Below are 15,710 nucleotides of genomic sequence, written 5' to 3'. Positions count from 1 at the left end.
AAGCAGGCCGGCCCACCGCCGCTCCATCGAGATGAGGTCTCATGAACCGAAACCGAGCCACCGTCAGCGCGGTCGCCGTGACCCTGTTCACCGTCGGCCTCGCCGTCGGCCCGGCAGCCGCCGCCACCGCCGCCGAGGCGAAGGCCCGCGTCGGAGCCGACTGGGAAACTCAGTCGATCGTCTTCACCGCCGCTGCGGGGCAGACCAACAACCTCAACATATTCTCCATGTACACCAGCGACGGGATCCGGCGGATCGGCTTCAGCGACGTGGTCCCGCTCGAACCGGGCGACCACTGCGCGTACTCCAGACCGGAGGACACCACCTCCGTCGTCTGCGAACTGCCCGCCGACAGCCCCCGGCCCGACAGGATCGACGTCTTCCTCGGTGACGGCGACGACGCGATCGCCGCCTTCACTCCCGGGATCGGCACCGTCAGCGGCGGCCCCGGCGACGACGAACTGCACGCCCACACCGCGCGCACGGTGCTGGGCGACGCGGGGAACGACATGGTCATGGGACCCGCAGCCCTGTACGGCGGCGACGGCATGGACCACCTGATGGGTGACGGCGGCGACCAGCAGATGTGGGGCGGCCGGGGCGACGACATGATCGAGGGCTACGGCGGCGACGACACCGTGCACGCCGGCCCCGGCGACGACCACGCCATGGGCGGGGACGGCCGCGACATCGTCCTCGGCGGCCCCGGCAACGACACACTGGACGGCGAAGGCGGCGACGACCTCGTCTGCGGCGGCACCGGAAGGGACACCCTCGAAGGCGGACCCGGCCGCGACATCGTCCTCCCGTGAGTGTGCCTCCACGCCCGAAGGCCCTGGCCCGCGACGCGAACGGCGTCGCGGGCGCCGAGCCACCGCCGTCGGCGACCCGCCGGCGGGCCCACCGACAAAACGCGGCAGCAAGGGCGGTCGGCCCGCGGGCTTCGACCGGGCCCGGTGTGTCCGCGGAAACGAGGTCGAACGAACGAGCGACGCCCTCAAGGGCTTCCGCGTCGTGGCCACTCCATTCGACAGACGGGCGTACGTCTTCCGCGGCACGGTGACCGTCACCGCGATCCGCCTGTGGCTCCGCTCCCGAGCCCTCCCCGCTGACTTCCGATCCCCCCGGCCTACCGCAGGACCGGGCGGTTGGCGGATGTGTACTCGTCCGCGATGTTGAACACGCCGGCACAGCGTGGGCATTCGGCCTTGCCGAAGAGGTGGGCGATCCCGTCGGCGAGGGCCCCGTGCCCGTCGCGGACGGCGGTCTCGTGCATCCACCGGCCGATGCCGGAGAACTCCCCGGAGGACACCGGCTGCAGACCACGACGGTCCACGTCGCCCAGGTGCCAGTCCCGGATCGCTGAATAGCGCCCGTGGTCCCCGATGGCGATCGTCACTTCCACGGCGCAGTGGGGGCAGGCCAGGTGGTAGAAGTCGTCCGTGAAGTCCCCCAGGACGGCACTCCAGTGGTACTGCTCCTTTGCCGCGAGCAGATCGAGGAAGGTCGCGAGGTAGTCGACCGGCCGCGTTTGCAGGTGCCGGTCCAGCAGCTCGCTGAACTCCGCGATCGCGTCGGCGCAGTCTGCCAGCAGGTCGTCGCAGCCGTGGTGTCCTGCCGCGCATCGCAGGATCGTCCCGGCCAGTCCACGCGCCCGTGAGCTCCTCGAGGCGAGATGCACCAGGTACGGCAGGGCGGCAAAGCCGGCGGGGAAGACGAGCTCGCACTCGAGGACCAGCCGGTGTCCGAGCTCCTCCCACGCCTCGGCGTCGTCTCCGAGCTCCACCCGCTCCAAAAGCGCGGGAACGTGATCGACCTCCCCATAGCAGTCGTGCATCTGAATCCAGTTCACCACCTGAGCATTGAAGCGCCCCATGGCAGCCCGGATGGGCGCCTCTGTTCCTGACCCGTCGGACAAGCCCTGATCGGCGGGCCTTCTTCCCCACCTGGCAGCGCAGGAGTTCCTGGATCCGCTGGTCAAGCCCGTCCGGTTCTGGTGGAAGACCGCGTTCACGGCCTCCCGGAGGTCACAAACCCCTGGATCTCCCGTTGTCCCGATGGATGAGATCCGGCAGAGGTTCTTGATGGGCCGTACCGCTGCGTGACCGTCCGTCTGACCCCGGCGGCCGCCATGGCACGACCCGCTGTGGCGTTCAAGGGTGCCGCACCATGTGCCGGACTTCCGGCAGGCAACGTTGCGTGACGGAAACGGGTTGCAGTTGAAGACGGTGAAGCAGATGCTTCCACCATGAAGATGCACGCCAACCAGTTGACGGTGTCGCCCGAGACGGTGCGCATGTTGGTGGAGCAGCAGTTTCCTGAGTGGCGGGGCTTGCCGGTCAGGAGCATCGCGACACAGGGTACGGTCAACGCCGTCTTCCGTATCGGCGATCGGTTCGCAGCCCGATTTCCTCTTGAGCCCGCAGACGTCGAGTCGACGCTGCGCCGGCTGGGGTCCGAAGCGGAAGCGGCTCGCGAGCTGGCAGGTCGCACGCGTTTCCCCACGCCCGAGCCGGTCGCGCTTGGTGAACCCGGGGCAGGTTACCCGCTTCCGTGGTCGGTGCAGACGTGGCTTTCCGGCGTCGTGGCCACCGACGAGGATCCAGGCGAATCCTCCGCGTTCGCTCATGACTTGGCCGACCTCATCGACGACCTGCGCGCGATCGACACGCACGGCCGGACGTTCGCCGGCACAGGTCGAGGAGGTGACCTGCGGTCCCACGACGCGTGGATGGAGACCTGTTTCAGACACAGTGAGCAACTCCTGGACGTCCCTCGACTGCGCCGTATCTGGGCAACTTTGCGTGCTCTGCCGCGAGGTGCGGCTGAGGACGTCATGGCCCATTGCGATTTGATTCCTGGCAACGTGCTCGTGTCCGCTGGTCGGATTGCGGGGGTTCTCGATGTGGGCGGCTTCGGACCGGCTGACCCTTCGCTGGATCTTGTGAGTGCGTGGCATTTGCTCGAGGCCGGGCCGCGGCAGATACTCCGTGATCGCCTGGGCAGCGACGACCTCGAATGGGAACGTGGCAAGGCGTGGGCTTTCGTTCAAGCGATGGGATTGGTCTGGTACTACGTCAAAAGCAACCCGGTCATGAGTCGGACCGGCCAGCGGTCCTTGGAACGCATCCTGGCGGACGAGTCGTTCGCGTGACCTGAAACAGCTCCTGGCCGCGGATGAGGAGATCCTGATGGGACCGTGTGCGATCACTGAGCCTCTTTCATCTTGAACGGCTGCAGGTCATCAGCGTGTGGACGGCCTGGACGATGGTGCCGATGCGGCGGGTGGAGCATCTGGCCCGCCGGAGCAGTCGCCAGGACTTCGACTGCGCGAAGGCGCGTTCGCCCGGTGCCCTCAGCCGGGCGTGATCGTGTTTGAACCGCTGGTGGTGCGCGGGTTGTTCGCGGTGGTTCCCGTACGAGGAGCGCACGGTCGCGCCGGCACCCTGGTGGGCGCGGTTTGCCGGCACGAGGGTCTGCCAGGTCCTGGAGTCCGTCGACGGTCAGTGCGCCCCGGCGGTTGTCACTGGTCGTCCGATGCCAAACAGCCCACGCCAATGCACCCAACAAGGCGAGACGTATCGTCTTGCGACTTCGCTCGTTGTGGCGTACCGTCCTGTTCATGGGTTCCCTGTGAGATCACCGGCGCCGACCGCGTAGAGCAGTGCTCCGCCGTCGCCGCGCTCGTCGTGCAGCCGTCCACCCCGATCCGGCCCGGGCCGAAGCCCGCGTGGCCAGGAGGGAACTGATCTTGCGCACCTCACAACTCGCGCTCAGTCATGTCACCAAGCGCTACCCCGGCCGCACCGTTCTGGACCAGGTCTCCTTCACACTGAATCGCGGGGAGAAGGCCGGGCTGATCGGTGACAACGGCGCGGGCAAGTCCACGCTCCTCAAACTCATCGCAGGTCAGGAGCGCCCGGACAGCGGCGAGGTGACCGTGACCGCCGACGGCGTCGGCTATCTGCCGCAGACCATCGCCCTGCCCCCGACCGCCACCGTCCAGGACGCCGTCGACCTGGCCCTTGCAGACCTGCGTGCCCTGGAGGCGGAGCTGCGCCGGGCCGAGCAGGCGCTCGGTGACGGCGAGGACCCGGTGGCACTCGCCGCGTACGGCGTACTCCTCGGACGCTACGAGGCCCGGGACGGTTACGACGCCGACCACCGGGTGGACATCGCGCTGTACCACCTCGGCCTGCCGGCTCTCCGCCGTGAGCGCCGACTCGGCACCCTCTCCGGCGGCGAGCGCTCCCGTCTGGCCCTGGCCGGCGTCCTCGCCGGCCGCCCGGAGCTGCTGCTTCTGGACGAGCCGACCAACGACCTGGACGATCAGGCTGTGGAGTGGCTGGAGGCGCAGCTGCGGACGTACCGAGGCACGGTGCTCGCGGTCACTCACGACCGCGTTTTCCTGGGGCGCCTGACCACCACGGTCCTGGAGGCCGAGGCGGGAAAGGTCACCCGCTACGGTGACGGCTACACCGGCTACCGTACGGCGAAGGCGGCGGAGCGCCGCCGCCGGCTTCAGGAATACGAGCGGTGGCGGTCCGAACTGATTCGCAACGAACGGCTGGCCGTCGGCCACGCCGCCCTCCTCGACACCATCCCCCGCAAGGCGCCGCTGGCCAACTTCGGCCACGGCGGCTTCCGGGCCCGCGGCCGGGCGCACGGCGCGATGGCCCGCATCCGCAATGCCCGAGAGCGCATCGAGCGGCTGACCGCGAACCCGGTGGCACCGCCGCCGGATCCGCTGGCCTTCACGGCACGCATGGCGACGGCACCGGCCGTCGCGGAAGGAGGCACCGAAACCGCCTCCGCGGAGCTCCCCGCCGCTCAGCTGTCGGACGTACGGGTGGGAGACCGTCTGAGCCTGAGCTCCCTCACTCTGGACCGCAGCGGCAGGCTTCTCGTCACCGGCCCCAACGGAGCCGGCAAGACGACACTGTTGAAGCTGCTCGCCGGTGAACTGCGGCCGGACGAGGGCTCGGTGCGGGTGCCCGGCCGGGTGGGCCATCTGCGACAGGACGAGACGCCGTGGCCGCCGGACCTGACGGTGGCCGAGGCGTTCGGACTGGGGCGCGTGGGATCTGCCGACGAGCACGCTGATGCCCTGCTCGCCCTCGGCCTCTTCCACCCCGCGGAACTGCGGTCGCGCATGGACGAGTTGTCGTACGGCCAGCGCCGCCGTGTGGATCTGGCCCGACTGGTCTCGGAGCCCGCCGACCTCCTGCTGCTGGACGAACCGACGAACCACTTGTCGCCGGCGCTGGTCGAGGAACTGGAGGAAGCGTTGACCGGATACTCGGGAGCGATCGTGCTGGTCACGCACGACCGCGCGCTGCGGACGCGGTTCCAGGGCCGGCATCTGGAACTGCCGGGGACAGCGGGAATCAGGGTCGGACGACGACCGGTCGTGCCTCTGCCGGCTGCCTCCGGCCGGGGAGCGGCAGTCGACTCCGGCCGACCGGCATCGAACTGATCGTTGTCCTCCGGACATCTGGCACGCTCAAAGCGGTCAGCCAGTCACAACGGCGCCGATCCGACGACGACCACCAGTGCCAGGAGGGGGGATCAGCCACCCTCCTCCGTCTGGCCGAGTTCGGGCACCGCACTGCAAAGCTCCTGGTGGCCGGTCACCCGGCGCGCGTACGGTGCACCAGTTCATGGGCGCAGAACGGGAAAGTCGGCCTTGGTCCACAGGGCTCGGAGAGCGGCGGCGGGCGTGTCGTCGGTGCCGGTGCCGGCGTGGTTGTCGGCTGTCCACACCTTGGCCCGGGTGGTGGAGTCGCGGACGGGGGGCCAACCCGGGCTCCCGGCGGTGGCGAAGTCGGCCCAGGCGCGCACCATGCGGCGTGCCAGTTCCTGGTCCGCGGCGGTGGGTGTTCCGCCGATGAGGAATGCCAGGCGCTCGTCGTGGAGGTTACCGAAGGCGAAAGGAATGTCCGCGCAGTGCCATGCGCGCACGGCTCCGTGCGGGCCGGTGCGTCGCCGGTCGAAGCGGGAGAGGAACGCCCGGCCGCCGGCCCGGGCGTGGAGTTCGGCGAGACGGTTGCCGTACTCGACGAACAGCAGATCGCCGTAGACGGCGAGGTAGACGTCGAGTACCGGGGCCTGGGGCATTACGGCGCGGTAGCCGGCCACCAGGCCGTCGGGGAGGCCGAAGTCCTCGGCGAAGCGGGCGAGCTGCCCGTCGGTGGTGACCTTCGCGCTGCTGCCGACGGCGTCGAGCAGCCAGTACTCCTCCGTGGTGTGGCAGACCAGCAGGTCCACGTCCCGGGTCGCGCCGGTTGCCATACCCGTGAGGGGGTCGGTGGGCAGGACGTCACCGTCGAGGACGGGGGCGTACAGCGAGGGGTCGTAGTAGCGGGATCCGGAGGCGGGGTCACGCCGGTAGCTGTCGACCACCTGGTCGGCGGCGGCGACCAAGGCCTGCGGAGTCGTGGAGGCCAAGCCCTCGGACGTCGCGGGGCAGCCCGCCGCGGCGGCGACCTCGCGCGTGGTCGCCGCCGCGATGCCGCGCGTGTAACAGGGGCTGGCGGGGCTGTGTGCGATGGCGCGGCGGAACAGGCCACGGGCGCGGTCCATCACCATGAGGCAGGCGACCGAGGCCGCCCCGGAGGACTGGCCGGCGACGGTGACGTTGTCGGGATCGCCGCCGAAGGCGGCGATGTTCTCGCGCACCCAGCGCAGGGCGGCCACCTGGTCGAGCAGGCCCCGGTTGTCCGGGTAGGCGATGCCTCCGTCCGCTGGGACATGGCCGAAGCCCTCGAAACCGATGCGGTAGTTGAGAGTGACCACGACCAGTCCGGCGCGGGCCAGCACGGTGCCGTCGAAGTCGGGCTGAGCCGAGGAGCCGAAGGTGTAGGCACCGCCATGGATCCAGACGAGGACCGGCAGGGGGCCACCGTCCGGGGCCGGCGTCCACAGGTTGACCGTGAGGATGTCCTCGTCGCCGGGAGACCACACGGGTGCCCCGGGCAGCCGCGCCGACTGCGGCGCGATCGGACCGAAGTCCCCGCACTCCCGCACTCCGGTCCACGCCGGCGCCGGAAGAGGCTCCCGGAACCGGTTGGCGCCGAACGGCGGGGCGGCATAGGGGATACCGAGGACGGCGACGACGTCGGCGGAAGCCCGAAACCCTCGGACCGAACCGTTCTTCGTCTCGAAAAGCTCCACGGGGACGGTCTCTCGCTCCCTGTCAACAGGTCCGGGGCCTTCAGTCTGGCTCAGCATCCGGGCCTCCTACGGGGAGACAGCCGTGAACCACATCGGCACCGTCCTGCTTGCTGCCGCCCTGGTCGTCGTGTTCGCGCTCCCGGCCGCCGCGGCCGCGGGCACACTCGCACGCCTCGGCGGCGCCACGTACCCCGCCGCCCTCATGCGCGCCGCCACACCTTCGCCGCCGTCCTCACTCTCGCCGCCGCCGTCACCGGAGCACTCGCCCAGCTCCTCTCCTGAGCCGGCCGGCGCTGCCGCACCATACCGTAGACGGCCCGGACCTCAGGCTGCCCGCCCGCGAGGCCATCCGCCTCGACGGCGACACCGTCAAGATCGGCGCCCGGCGCGCCGAAGCCCGCACCGGCCGGCTCCCCGGCGACCGTGTCCGCCTGATCGCCGCGCTCTTCGACGGCGGCTCGAGGGCCGAGCCCACCGTCCTCGCCGTCCTGGCCTGAACACCCGCCTTCAGCGGAGCGTGACCCGGGCCCGTATGCTGCGCCAGTCCGTGAACCGCCCGCCGAAGGGAAACCGCACCACCGTGTTCCAGCAGACCCCCGTCTACGACCGCCTCGTGGCCGAACGCGGCGACGTCCCCGTCCAGGTCCGCGGGGAAGCCGACCGGATACACCGCGACCTCGCCCAGGTACTGCGCCAGGCGTCCACTGCCCGGCCGAGCGCGCCGCAGAACGTCTTCGACCCGAAGACCCCTCCCTCCGCCCTGTAAGGGATCAGCTCCCAGGGAACCGGCCGTTCCGTGACCCTGGTGGGATGTTCGTCATGGTCTGGGTGGTGCCGCCCCTCATGCCCTCGGCCGATCACGGGGAAGTCCGATCCCCGGGATCCGCCTCGTCTGCGACGGCCGAGGCAGGCCCCTGCCCCTCCTGATCGCCTCCGGCCGAGCGCACCGGTGTGACTGAGCGCCTGAGGGGGGCGCTCTCCAACTGGACTGCTCAGTCCGGTGCGAGGCCGGGGAGGCAGCAGCGCGCCGGGTCTCGGTTGTCCGGGGCTTCCTGCCATGGCACGGCCTCACGCACCGCGAGCCAGCGCTCCGGGTGGTCGGGCGTGGGCTCGGCGGAGCGTGTGCCGGCGTCCGGCCGCAACGACAGCGCGAGCCGCTCCGCGATGCCCTCGACCAGCGCCCTGTCCGGATCGTTCCAGCTCAGGAACCGTCCGCCGATCGACTGGTCGTTCAGACCCTGCGCGGTATCGGGTGCGATTCCCCGGCGGCTGAGGAACCGCGTGAGCGCCTGGCAGCGGTGCCCGTGCCGGCCGCTGCCGCAGCCAGTACGGTCGGTCACCTGCGGGATCAGATGTCGAGCAGCGCGTACCCACGGGATCCGCCGGCCCCCGACGTCGGCCGGCTCCAGCGGGTACGCCTCGAACCACCCGGCGAGGCTCTCCAACCGTCCGCGCCACTCGCACAGGGCGGCGACGACACGGGCGAGCGTTTTCTCCGGAGTGGTGATCGAGCCTCGCGGGCAGCACCGGTTCCCCACCGGCCCACCGTCGGAGTCCCCTTCCTCGTGGGCCCAGCGCCGGCCCGCCGTCCAATGCCCGTAGCGCCGGACAAGGGCGTACGACATGGCGGCGGCCCACAGCCCGGCCTCACCGCGGCTCCAGGCGCTCATCGCCGGGACGGCGAAGGGGACGTCCGGGCGGCGAGGCGCACACCTGGCCGGTCCGAGCGAGTGCACCACCCGCACCGCCGACACGGCGTCACGGCCGACGTTCGAGATCCCCGGCGGAGGCCGACTGCGGTTCCTCGAGATCAACGTCCTCTCCGGGGTGCGCCCGGCACGCCATTGCGCGCCGCGGATGGGGCCGGGGGATCTCCGTGAGCAGCGAGGCGGGTCTCCGGACATCAGCGGACACGGCCCACTACGGGGTGATCGAGATGGCGCGGCCGGCGGTACCGCGCGGGATGGCCCAGGAGCCCACAGGCGCAGGGGCCGCCGTGTACTGCGTGCTGCCCGGGCCGACGACGAGTGACGGTGTGCCGGCCATGTTCGGCGAGCTCTGCCCCGGAGCTCGCCCCGGTCGAGCAGGAGCGGCGCCGTCTGGCGGAGGACCGTGCGGCAGCGTCCCTGTTCAAACGCCTGATCCGCCCCCATGAGGCGGTCGGCATGATCACTTGCGTGGCGTCGGAGCAGGCTTCGACGATCATGAGCCGGGCACTCGGCGCCGACGGTGGCCTCGTTCCCACGACCAACCCCTGACGGGCGTCCGGCCGCCGCGCCGTACGGCTCGCACCCGCCGCGTCCGCAGGGTGGTTTCCGCGGTGCATCCACCGGGCGGTGTCCAGGCCTCTTCGGCGCGACGGGCGACACCCGCTTGCATTAGCCCGCGTATGCAACTATTGTCTTCGCTTGTAAAGGGCTCCTGCAATCAAATGTGGGATCGCCTGTACGCCCCGGACGGGTGTCCTCTCACCCCGTGCCCGACTCCGTCGGATGAGCCGCCGCACCAGGAGGTACCCCCGCTCCCTCAGCCTCACACCGAGGCTTCGATCGAAAAGGCATCGTTCATGTCCCTGAAGGAAATCCTCCCCGGCCGTCTCGGCTTCGGCACCGCCCCGCTGGGCAACATGTTCCGCGCGATCCCCGACGAGGACGCCCGCGCCACTGTCGAGGCCGCCTGGGACCAGGGCATCCGCTACTACGACACCGCCCCCTTCTACGGCGCCGGCCTCGCCGAGGAGCGCCTGGGCCAGGTGCTCTCGACCAAGCCCCGCGACTCCTACGTGCTGTCCACCAAGGTCGGCCGGGTCGTCCTCGACGAACCGGAGACCGACGTCCCCGACTTCGGCGAGAAGGGCGGCCTGTTCGAGCACGGCAACCCCAACAAGGTCCTCCACGAGTGGACCGCCGACGCCACCGAGCGCTCCATCGAGGGCAGCCTCCGCCGTATGGGCGTCGACCGCTTCGACATCGTCTGGGTCCACGACATCGCGCAGGACTTCCACGGCGACGCCTGGGTCCAGAAGTTCGAAGAGGCCCGCACCGGAGCCTTCCGCGTCCTGTCCCGCCTGCGCGACGAAGGCGTCATCAGGGCCTGGGGACTGGGCGTCAACAAGACCGAGCCCATCGAGATGACCCTCGCCCTCGACGAGCCCAGGCCCGACGGGTTCCTCCTCGCCGGCCGCTACACCCTCCTCGACCATGCCCACGCCCTGCAGCGGCTGCTGCCGATGGCCCAGGAGCAGAACGTCGACATGGTCGTCGGTGGCCCCTACAGCTCCGGCATCCTCGCCGGCGGCGCCCACTTCGAGTACCAGCAGGCCCCGCCGGAGATCATCGAGCGCGTCGACCGTCTCAAGACCCTCACCGACAAGCACGGCATCAGCATCAAGGCCGCCGCCCTCCAGTTCTCCCTGGCCCACCCGGCGGCCGCCGCCGTCATCCCCGGCGCCACCCGACCCAGCCGGATCGCCGAGGACACCGCCGCCCTGAACGAGACGGTCCCGGCCGCCTTCTGGACCGACCTGCGCGCCGCGGGCCTGGTCAGCCCGGCCGCCCCGCTGCCCAACGGCGCCTGACCCCCACCATCCCCACCAGCACCACCGTCCGGAGAAACACCATGGCCTCGACGTCCGTCAGCCGCATCGTCCCCGCCTCGCCCGACAAGGTCTGGAGCCTCATCGGCGGCTTCGACGCCCTGCCCGACTGGCTCCCCTACATCCCCGAGAGCACCGCACTCGAAGGCGGCCGGGTCCGCCGACTGACCAACCCCGAGGGCGAGGTCATCATCGAGCGCCTCGTCGACTTCAACGAGACCGAACGCCACTACAGCTACGCCATCCTCCAGGCCCCCTTCCCCGTCAACGGCTACGTCTCCACCATCCGCGTCCACACCGTCCCCGGGCAGGAGAACACCGCCGAGGTCCAGTGGTCCGGCCGCTTCAACCCCGAAGGTGCCACCGACGACGAGGTCGTCGACCTGTTCACCGGCATCTACCGCGACGGCCTCGACGCCCTCCACGAGACCCTCGCCGCCTGACACCGGCACCGGCCCGCCCGGGACCCCGGACCGCACGGCCCGAGTACGCACCCCGCGTACCCGGGCCACGGTGCGCCCGGGGCGCGGAGCCGCTCGTGAGCCGGACCATGGGCAGTCGAAGCGAGTTCGGCGGCTGGCTCCCACGCCTGCACTCCTGACTCGGGCAAGCCTCCACAGAGCGGCCGGAACAGGCCCTGCTGCCGGTCTTGCCGCAACAGGAGAGGAATTCCACAGGCTGACGGGCGCTCACGAAGCCTCTGGACGTGCCGGTGGGTGACTCGGACAGACGGCGAAGTCGAGGAAGGCCTCGTGGATGTCGTCGCGTCGTTCCCAGTCCTGCAGTTCGGCCTGAGCCCGGTGCAGGGTGACGGTCAGCCGGGGTGACACGACCGCCCGTCACGATCCTCGGCGAGGGAAAATCACCATGCAGGTTGAAGGAGAGCCGCATATCGGATCATCCTTGGCGTCATGAGTCTCGTCTCTCCCTCCCCGGACGCGCCCGCCATAGGCGATTACGCCTACGACTGGGCCCTGATCGACGTGGAGACCTCGGGACTCATGGCCAGGCGGGACCGGGTGCTGTCCGTTGCGGTCATCACGATCGGTCCGGACGGTGAGCAGACGGGGGAGTTCTCGACACTGCTCGATCCGGGGTGCGATCCCGGGCCGGTGGAGGTGCACGGGCTCACCGCCGAGCGTCTGCGGGGCGCACCGACCTTCGACCAAGTGGCCGGACGGATCGGAGCGATGCTCCAGAACCGGGTCCTGGTGGCCCATAACGCCCAGTTCGACTACGACTTCCTGGCCCACGAGTTCGCCCGTGCGCGGATGCGGCTGCCGGTCTCGCAGCGGCTGTGCACCCTGGCCCTGAACCGTCAGGTGGATCCGCCCACGGACGACATGAAGCTCGGCACCCTCGCCGCCCACTACGGCGTCTCCCGGCAGCGCGCTCACGACGCCCTGGACGACACCCGGGTACTCGCCGGGGTTCTGCGGGCGTCACTGCGCGAGGCAGCTCGGCTCGATCTGCCCTTGCCGCTGGTGACGTGCCCACCACGGGCGGAATCCCGATTCACGCCGAAGCCGCCGAAGACTCCCTGTGCCTACCGCAATCCGGGACGTCCGACTCCCGGCGGGCCGCTCCGACAGGGAATGAAGGTCGCGATCACCGGTGAGACCGCCCACGCCCGGGCGGAGCTGGTCGGGAGGGCGGTTGCCGCCGGGCTGAACATGATGACCTCCGTCAGTCGGCACACCAGTGTGCTGGTCACCAATGAACCGGCAGCCGGTTCGGCGAAGGCCCGGCGCGCAGTCGCCGACGGTGTGCCGGTCGTCGACGAGCAGACCTTCCTGCGACTGCTGGCCGACGTACGGCCGGGGGCACCCCATGAGGCGACGGCCGCCGGGGGCGCCCCGGCGACCGGGCCGGAAGCAGAACAGGTCGAGCCCGTGGAACCGGTGCCCACCACGGCCTCTGCGGTACCCACCCCGGAAACAGCGGCCCTCCCCGCGACCTCTCCCCGCGTGTCAGCCCCCGCGCCGGGGCCATCGGAGTCCTCCGCCGGCACCTCGGACAAGCTCCTGGCGGGACGTCGGGTACTGGTGCTCGGTGGCGTCCACGCCGATGCGGCGGCAGCCCGTACCCGTGTCGTCGAGCTGGGCGGATCCGCGGCGATCAACCTGTCCGCCAGCGTCACCGACGTCGTGCTCCTGGCGGGAGGAGAAGGCGACCGACGTATGAAGCGCATCAACGCCCTCGAACTCCCCGTGCACGACCTGCACTGGCTCGCCTCTCCGACCACAACGGACCGGAGTGCGGTGGCTCTCCGGCTTCAGGAGCCGCACGTGATGCCGAGGGGCGGCGTCATCGACCTGCCCATGCCGCACGGCGGACCCGCGCCGGAGTGGTACGTCACCGCCGGCTGGGCCCCACAGTCCGACTGCGAGATCGACGTGGTCGCCTTCCTCCTCGACGAGGAAGAACAGGTCGCATCCGACGAAGACTTCATCTTCTACGGAACCCCGGAGAGTCCCGCCGGGACGGTGCGTCTGCTGACCGGTGGTCCTGCCGAACAGACCATCGCCCTCGACCTGGCGTCCCTGCCACCCGCGACGCGGAAGATCGTCGTCGCTGCGGCCGTCGACGGCGCCGCCACGTTCGGGACCGTCGGCGCGATCCAGATCGGTGCGGCCCCCGGCAGCAGCGGGGCACCCCTCGCCCGGGCCACCCTGGACGCCGCCACCACCGAACGCACGATGCTGCTCGTGGAGATCTACCGCAGGGGCCCGCTCTGGCGTCTACGTGCCGTCGGTCAGGGCTACGACCATGGCCTCGACGCCCTCGCACGCGGATACGGGGTCGACGTGGCCGACTGAACGACGGCACCGATGCGGAGGTCCTTGCGTCCTCTGGACCGGACCCGACGGCGAGGTGCGGGCGAAGGACCGGGCGGAGTGACCGGAAGGCAGGAAGAGGAGGCCATGGGGCTGGAGGCTGTGCGAGTCCCGCGATTCACCGGTCCTCCCTCACCGGGCATCGTGCGGCACAGCGGAGAAATACAGCGGCACCAGCCGACCGCGTGCCCAGAACGATAAACCTCAGCTACCGTCCTGCCCGTGGTTCGAGGAGGTCGTGCCAGGAAGTGCGGGAAACCACGGGGGACACCGGCCACCAAGTCGGCAGCCGACCAGGCCGAAGCGCTACTCCGTCACAGTTCGACCCTCAAACCGGCTACGGAAAGCACAAGCTTCCCAAGCTCGGAGCTTCGAGTGATATCCATCCACCCGCTCCCTTCCTCCTTGGAGAACGCCCTCCGAATGCTTTGGATGCTCTCTCGTCGATCAGGAAGGGCCGTAGGCATTCCTGTGACGTCAGGGAGTGATATCGGGGAAGTGCTCAGTAAGCGAAGGCCACCAGGTGGGGTGCCGACTCACAACAAACCGAATCGCGGGAGCGTTTTCCAGCATGCCCTCGACGTACTCATCCCAACAGTCATAGTTGTCGGTTTCAGGCGCTAGCGACTTGATGAGAAGGCCGTAATCCAGCGAGTCCGCTAACATTTCCGCCAGTATGAGAACCTGAAGTCTCTCCGCTCCTGCTTGAGGCAGCGGACTCCCCGAGTAGAAGTAGGGTATGTACTGCGGGTTTTCGAACAGCATGCTGTCGATGCTGTGAAGCCTGTCCAGGCTGTTGTGAACTGCAGACGCGGCAGATATTCCGTTGTTTATCTTGGTCTGCCTGGCAAGCTCTCTGGTTTGTCGCGCGGCGAAGAGTATGGAGAGCACTGCAGCCAGTGAGGCAATCAGGCCAAATATGAGCGCTGCCAACGATTCTCCCGTGAGAGCTTCCTCTGCTGGTTGCTCACCTTCCCATTGGTGAGGTGCTCGACGCCTGGAGATGGGAGCGCATGGAAGTGCGCCCGGCGCACTCCTGGATCAGGTAGTGCGGAAGGTATCGGTCCGCACTATCCGCGCGGCGCTGTGCGTGTTGACCAACCTCTGCCGCGCGCCACTGGCCACAATCTGATGCTTTGGCTCCTGTTCTGCAAGCGGGGCGGCCCATGCGGCAAGACGCGCCAGATCGACCTGAAGCCGTCACGTGCTGCGTGTTGTTCCATCGCCCGCCCCAGCAAGGCGGAGGGTGGGCCGCCGTGTTGCCACTTGGGGCTCCAGGGGCCGGCGGTGGCGTGAGTGCTCACGAAGCGATCCGGCCCCAGCCGGTGGTGGAAAGCCTCCGGCAAGGCGGTGATGGGGGAGGGGTCCGTGGTGTTCAAGGATGCTCCTTTCGAAGTGCTCGGAGAGCGGGATGCGGCGAAGGCTACGGTTGCAGCGGATCGCCACGGCGAACCGGTGGAAAACGCGCAGACCGTCGCACCGGACCTGGGATGCGACTCGTAGGCGTCACAGTGCCGGTACGGCCGGTGCGGCGGAAAGCCCGGGGTTCTTGCCCACACCTCGCGACCGGAACCAGCGCCGATGGGTGTCGGGCGGCACGCCTGCCGTGCGACCGAAGTGCCGGCGCGGCGTGGCGGCGGTCCCCATGCCGGTCTGAGCGGCGATCTGCTCCACGCTCAGCTGCGTGGTCTCCGGAAGGCGCCGCGTCGGACTCGCCCAGCAAAGCGGAACCACTGCTCGGGAAACGCCTGCCTGACGCCCGTGACCGGTGACGAGGGGGAGAGAAGGAGCCCGGTGTGTTTGCGACATCACCCTTGCGGGGCGAGGTTGATGTCGCAAGCCTGCCAGCCTCGGTGCCGGAAGACTGTTGCACTGAACGGGTAACGACGGACCCTTCACAGGACGGACTTCATGGCCTCGACAACCACCGCCGACACGCGCCTCGGTGGAACCGGCCTACCGAATCGATCCCCTCTTGTCGGATGGTTGGCCGTGGTCTCGGTGATGCTGGGAATCTTCTCGATCGTCACGACCGAGATCCTGCCGATCGGTCTGCTCACCAGGATTGGGGCAAGCTTCACCGTCTCCGACGGGATGGCGGGTCT

General features: G+C 69.6%; 13 protein-coding genes and 2 pseudogenes. 9 read left to right on the top strand and 6 right to left on the bottom strand.

Annotated elements, in window-relative coordinates:
- Window positions 1–41: 41 nt before the first annotated feature.
- A complete protein-coding gene (locus B7767_RS49110) occupies window positions 42–812 on the top strand; it encodes a calcium-binding protein (protein WP_085573665.1) in 771 nt (256 codons plus the stop codon).
- A gap of 317 nt (window positions 813–1,129) precedes the next feature.
- Here the strand turns inward: B7767_RS49110 and B7767_RS21665 are convergent, their stop codons facing one another.
- Window positions 1,130–1,855, bottom strand: a complete 726-nt coding sequence (locus B7767_RS21665) for a hypothetical protein (RefSeq protein WP_218775811.1) — start codon at window positions 1,853–1,855, stop codon at window positions 1,130–1,132.
- A gap of 393 nt (window positions 1,856–2,248) precedes the next feature.
- On the opposite strand from B7767_RS21665, the gene B7767_RS21660 reads away from it, so the two are divergent.
- A complete protein-coding gene (locus B7767_RS21660; protein ID WP_107486246.1) occupies window positions 2,249–3,154 on the top strand; it encodes an aminoglycoside phosphotransferase family protein in 906 nt (301 codons plus the stop codon).
- A 67-nt stretch (window positions 3,155–3,221) separates the two neighbouring features.
- On the opposite strand, the pseudogene B7767_RS49375 reads toward B7767_RS21660, so the two are convergent.
- A pseudogene (locus B7767_RS49375) lies at window positions 3,222–3,485 on the bottom strand (IS5/IS1182 family transposase); the annotation flags it as partial.
- 266 nt (window positions 3,486–3,751) lie between these two features.
- Here B7767_RS49375 and B7767_RS21650 point away from each other — a divergent pair.
- Window positions 3,752–5,476 (top strand): TlrC/CarA/OleB/SrmB family ABC-F type ribosomal protection protein, encoded by a 1,725-nt coding sequence (locus B7767_RS21650; protein ID WP_085573663.1) that lies wholly within the window; start codon window positions 3,752–3,754, stop codon window positions 5,474–5,476.
- Window positions 5,477–5,658: 182 nt separating this feature from the next.
- Here the strand turns inward: B7767_RS21650 and B7767_RS21645 are convergent, their stop codons facing one another.
- Window positions 5,659–7,173: a carboxylesterase/lipase family protein gene (locus B7767_RS21645; RefSeq protein ID WP_179167229.1), complete on the bottom strand. Its 1,515-nt coding sequence runs from the start codon at window positions 7,171–7,173 to the stop codon at window positions 5,659–5,661.
- Window positions 7,174–7,753: 580 nt separating this feature from the next.
- Here B7767_RS21645 and B7767_RS21640 point away from each other — a divergent pair.
- Window positions 7,754–7,939: a hypothetical protein gene (locus B7767_RS21640; protein ID WP_085573671.1), complete on the top strand. Its 186-nt coding sequence runs from the start codon at window positions 7,754–7,756 to the stop codon at window positions 7,937–7,939.
- A gap of 226 nt (window positions 7,940–8,165) precedes the next feature.
- Here the strand turns inward: B7767_RS21640 and B7767_RS21635 are convergent, their stop codons facing one another.
- Window positions 8,166–8,843 carry a hypothetical protein gene (locus B7767_RS21635; RefSeq protein WP_085573661.1) on the bottom strand — a complete coding sequence of 226 codons (678 nt, stop codon included), beginning with the start codon at window positions 8,841–8,843 and terminating at the stop codon, window positions 8,166–8,168.
- Between the two features lie 896 nt (window positions 8,844–9,739).
- Here B7767_RS21635 and B7767_RS21625 point away from each other — a divergent pair.
- The 3 genes from B7767_RS21625 (at window position 9,740) to B7767_RS21615 (ending at window position 13,587) form a co-directional block, all read left to right on the top strand.
- On the top strand, window positions 9,740–10,750 hold the full coding sequence (locus tag B7767_RS21625; RefSeq protein WP_085573659.1) for an aldo/keto reductase: 1,011 nt from the start codon (window positions 9,740–9,742) through the stop codon (window positions 10,748–10,750).
- Window positions 10,751–10,791: 41 nt separating this feature from the next.
- Window positions 10,792–11,211 (top strand): SRPBCC family protein, encoded by a 420-nt coding sequence (locus tag B7767_RS21620; RefSeq protein ID WP_085573658.1) that lies wholly within the window; start codon window positions 10,792–10,794, stop codon window positions 11,209–11,211.
- Between the two features lie 468 nt (window positions 11,212–11,679).
- Window positions 11,680–13,587: a TerD family protein gene (locus B7767_RS21615; RefSeq protein WP_085573657.1), complete on the top strand. Its 1,908-nt coding sequence runs from the start codon at window positions 11,680–11,682 to the stop codon at window positions 13,585–13,587.
- A gap of 495 nt (window positions 13,588–14,082) precedes the next feature.
- On the opposite strand, the gene B7767_RS45820 is transcribed toward B7767_RS21615, so the two are convergent.
- Entirely contained in the window at window positions 14,083–14,538 is a 456-nt protein-coding gene (locus tag B7767_RS45820; protein ID WP_143652576.1) for a hypothetical protein, read from the bottom strand.
- A gap of 435 nt (window positions 14,539–14,973) precedes the next feature.
- Here B7767_RS45820 and B7767_RS48200 point away from each other — a divergent pair, with 435 nt between their 5' ends.
- Complete coding sequence (locus tag B7767_RS48200) at window positions 14,974–15,108, top strand: hypothetical protein (protein WP_256923524.1); 135 nt, start codon at window positions 14,974–14,976, stop codon at window positions 15,106–15,108.
- 3 nt (window positions 15,109–15,111) lie between these two features.
- Here B7767_RS48200 and B7767_RS21605 read toward each other — a convergent pair whose 3' ends face one another.
- Window positions 15,112–15,279, bottom strand: a complete 168-nt coding sequence (locus B7767_RS21605; RefSeq protein ID WP_371100115.1) for a hypothetical protein — start codon at window positions 15,277–15,279, stop codon at window positions 15,112–15,114.
- 237 nt (window positions 15,280–15,516) lie between these two features.
- On the opposite strand from B7767_RS21605, the pseudogene B7767_RS44785 reads away from it, so the two are divergent.
- A pseudogene (locus B7767_RS44785) lies at window positions 15,517–15,710 on the top strand (MFS transporter); the annotation flags it as partial.

The organism is Streptomyces sp. 13-12-16 (assembly GCF_002114215.1).
Taxonomy (GTDB): domain Bacteria; phylum Actinomycetota; class Actinomycetes; order Streptomycetales; family Streptomycetaceae; genus Streptomyces.
Note: the sequence above shows the minus strand (reverse complement) of the source record. Positions and strands in the feature narration are given on the sequence as shown.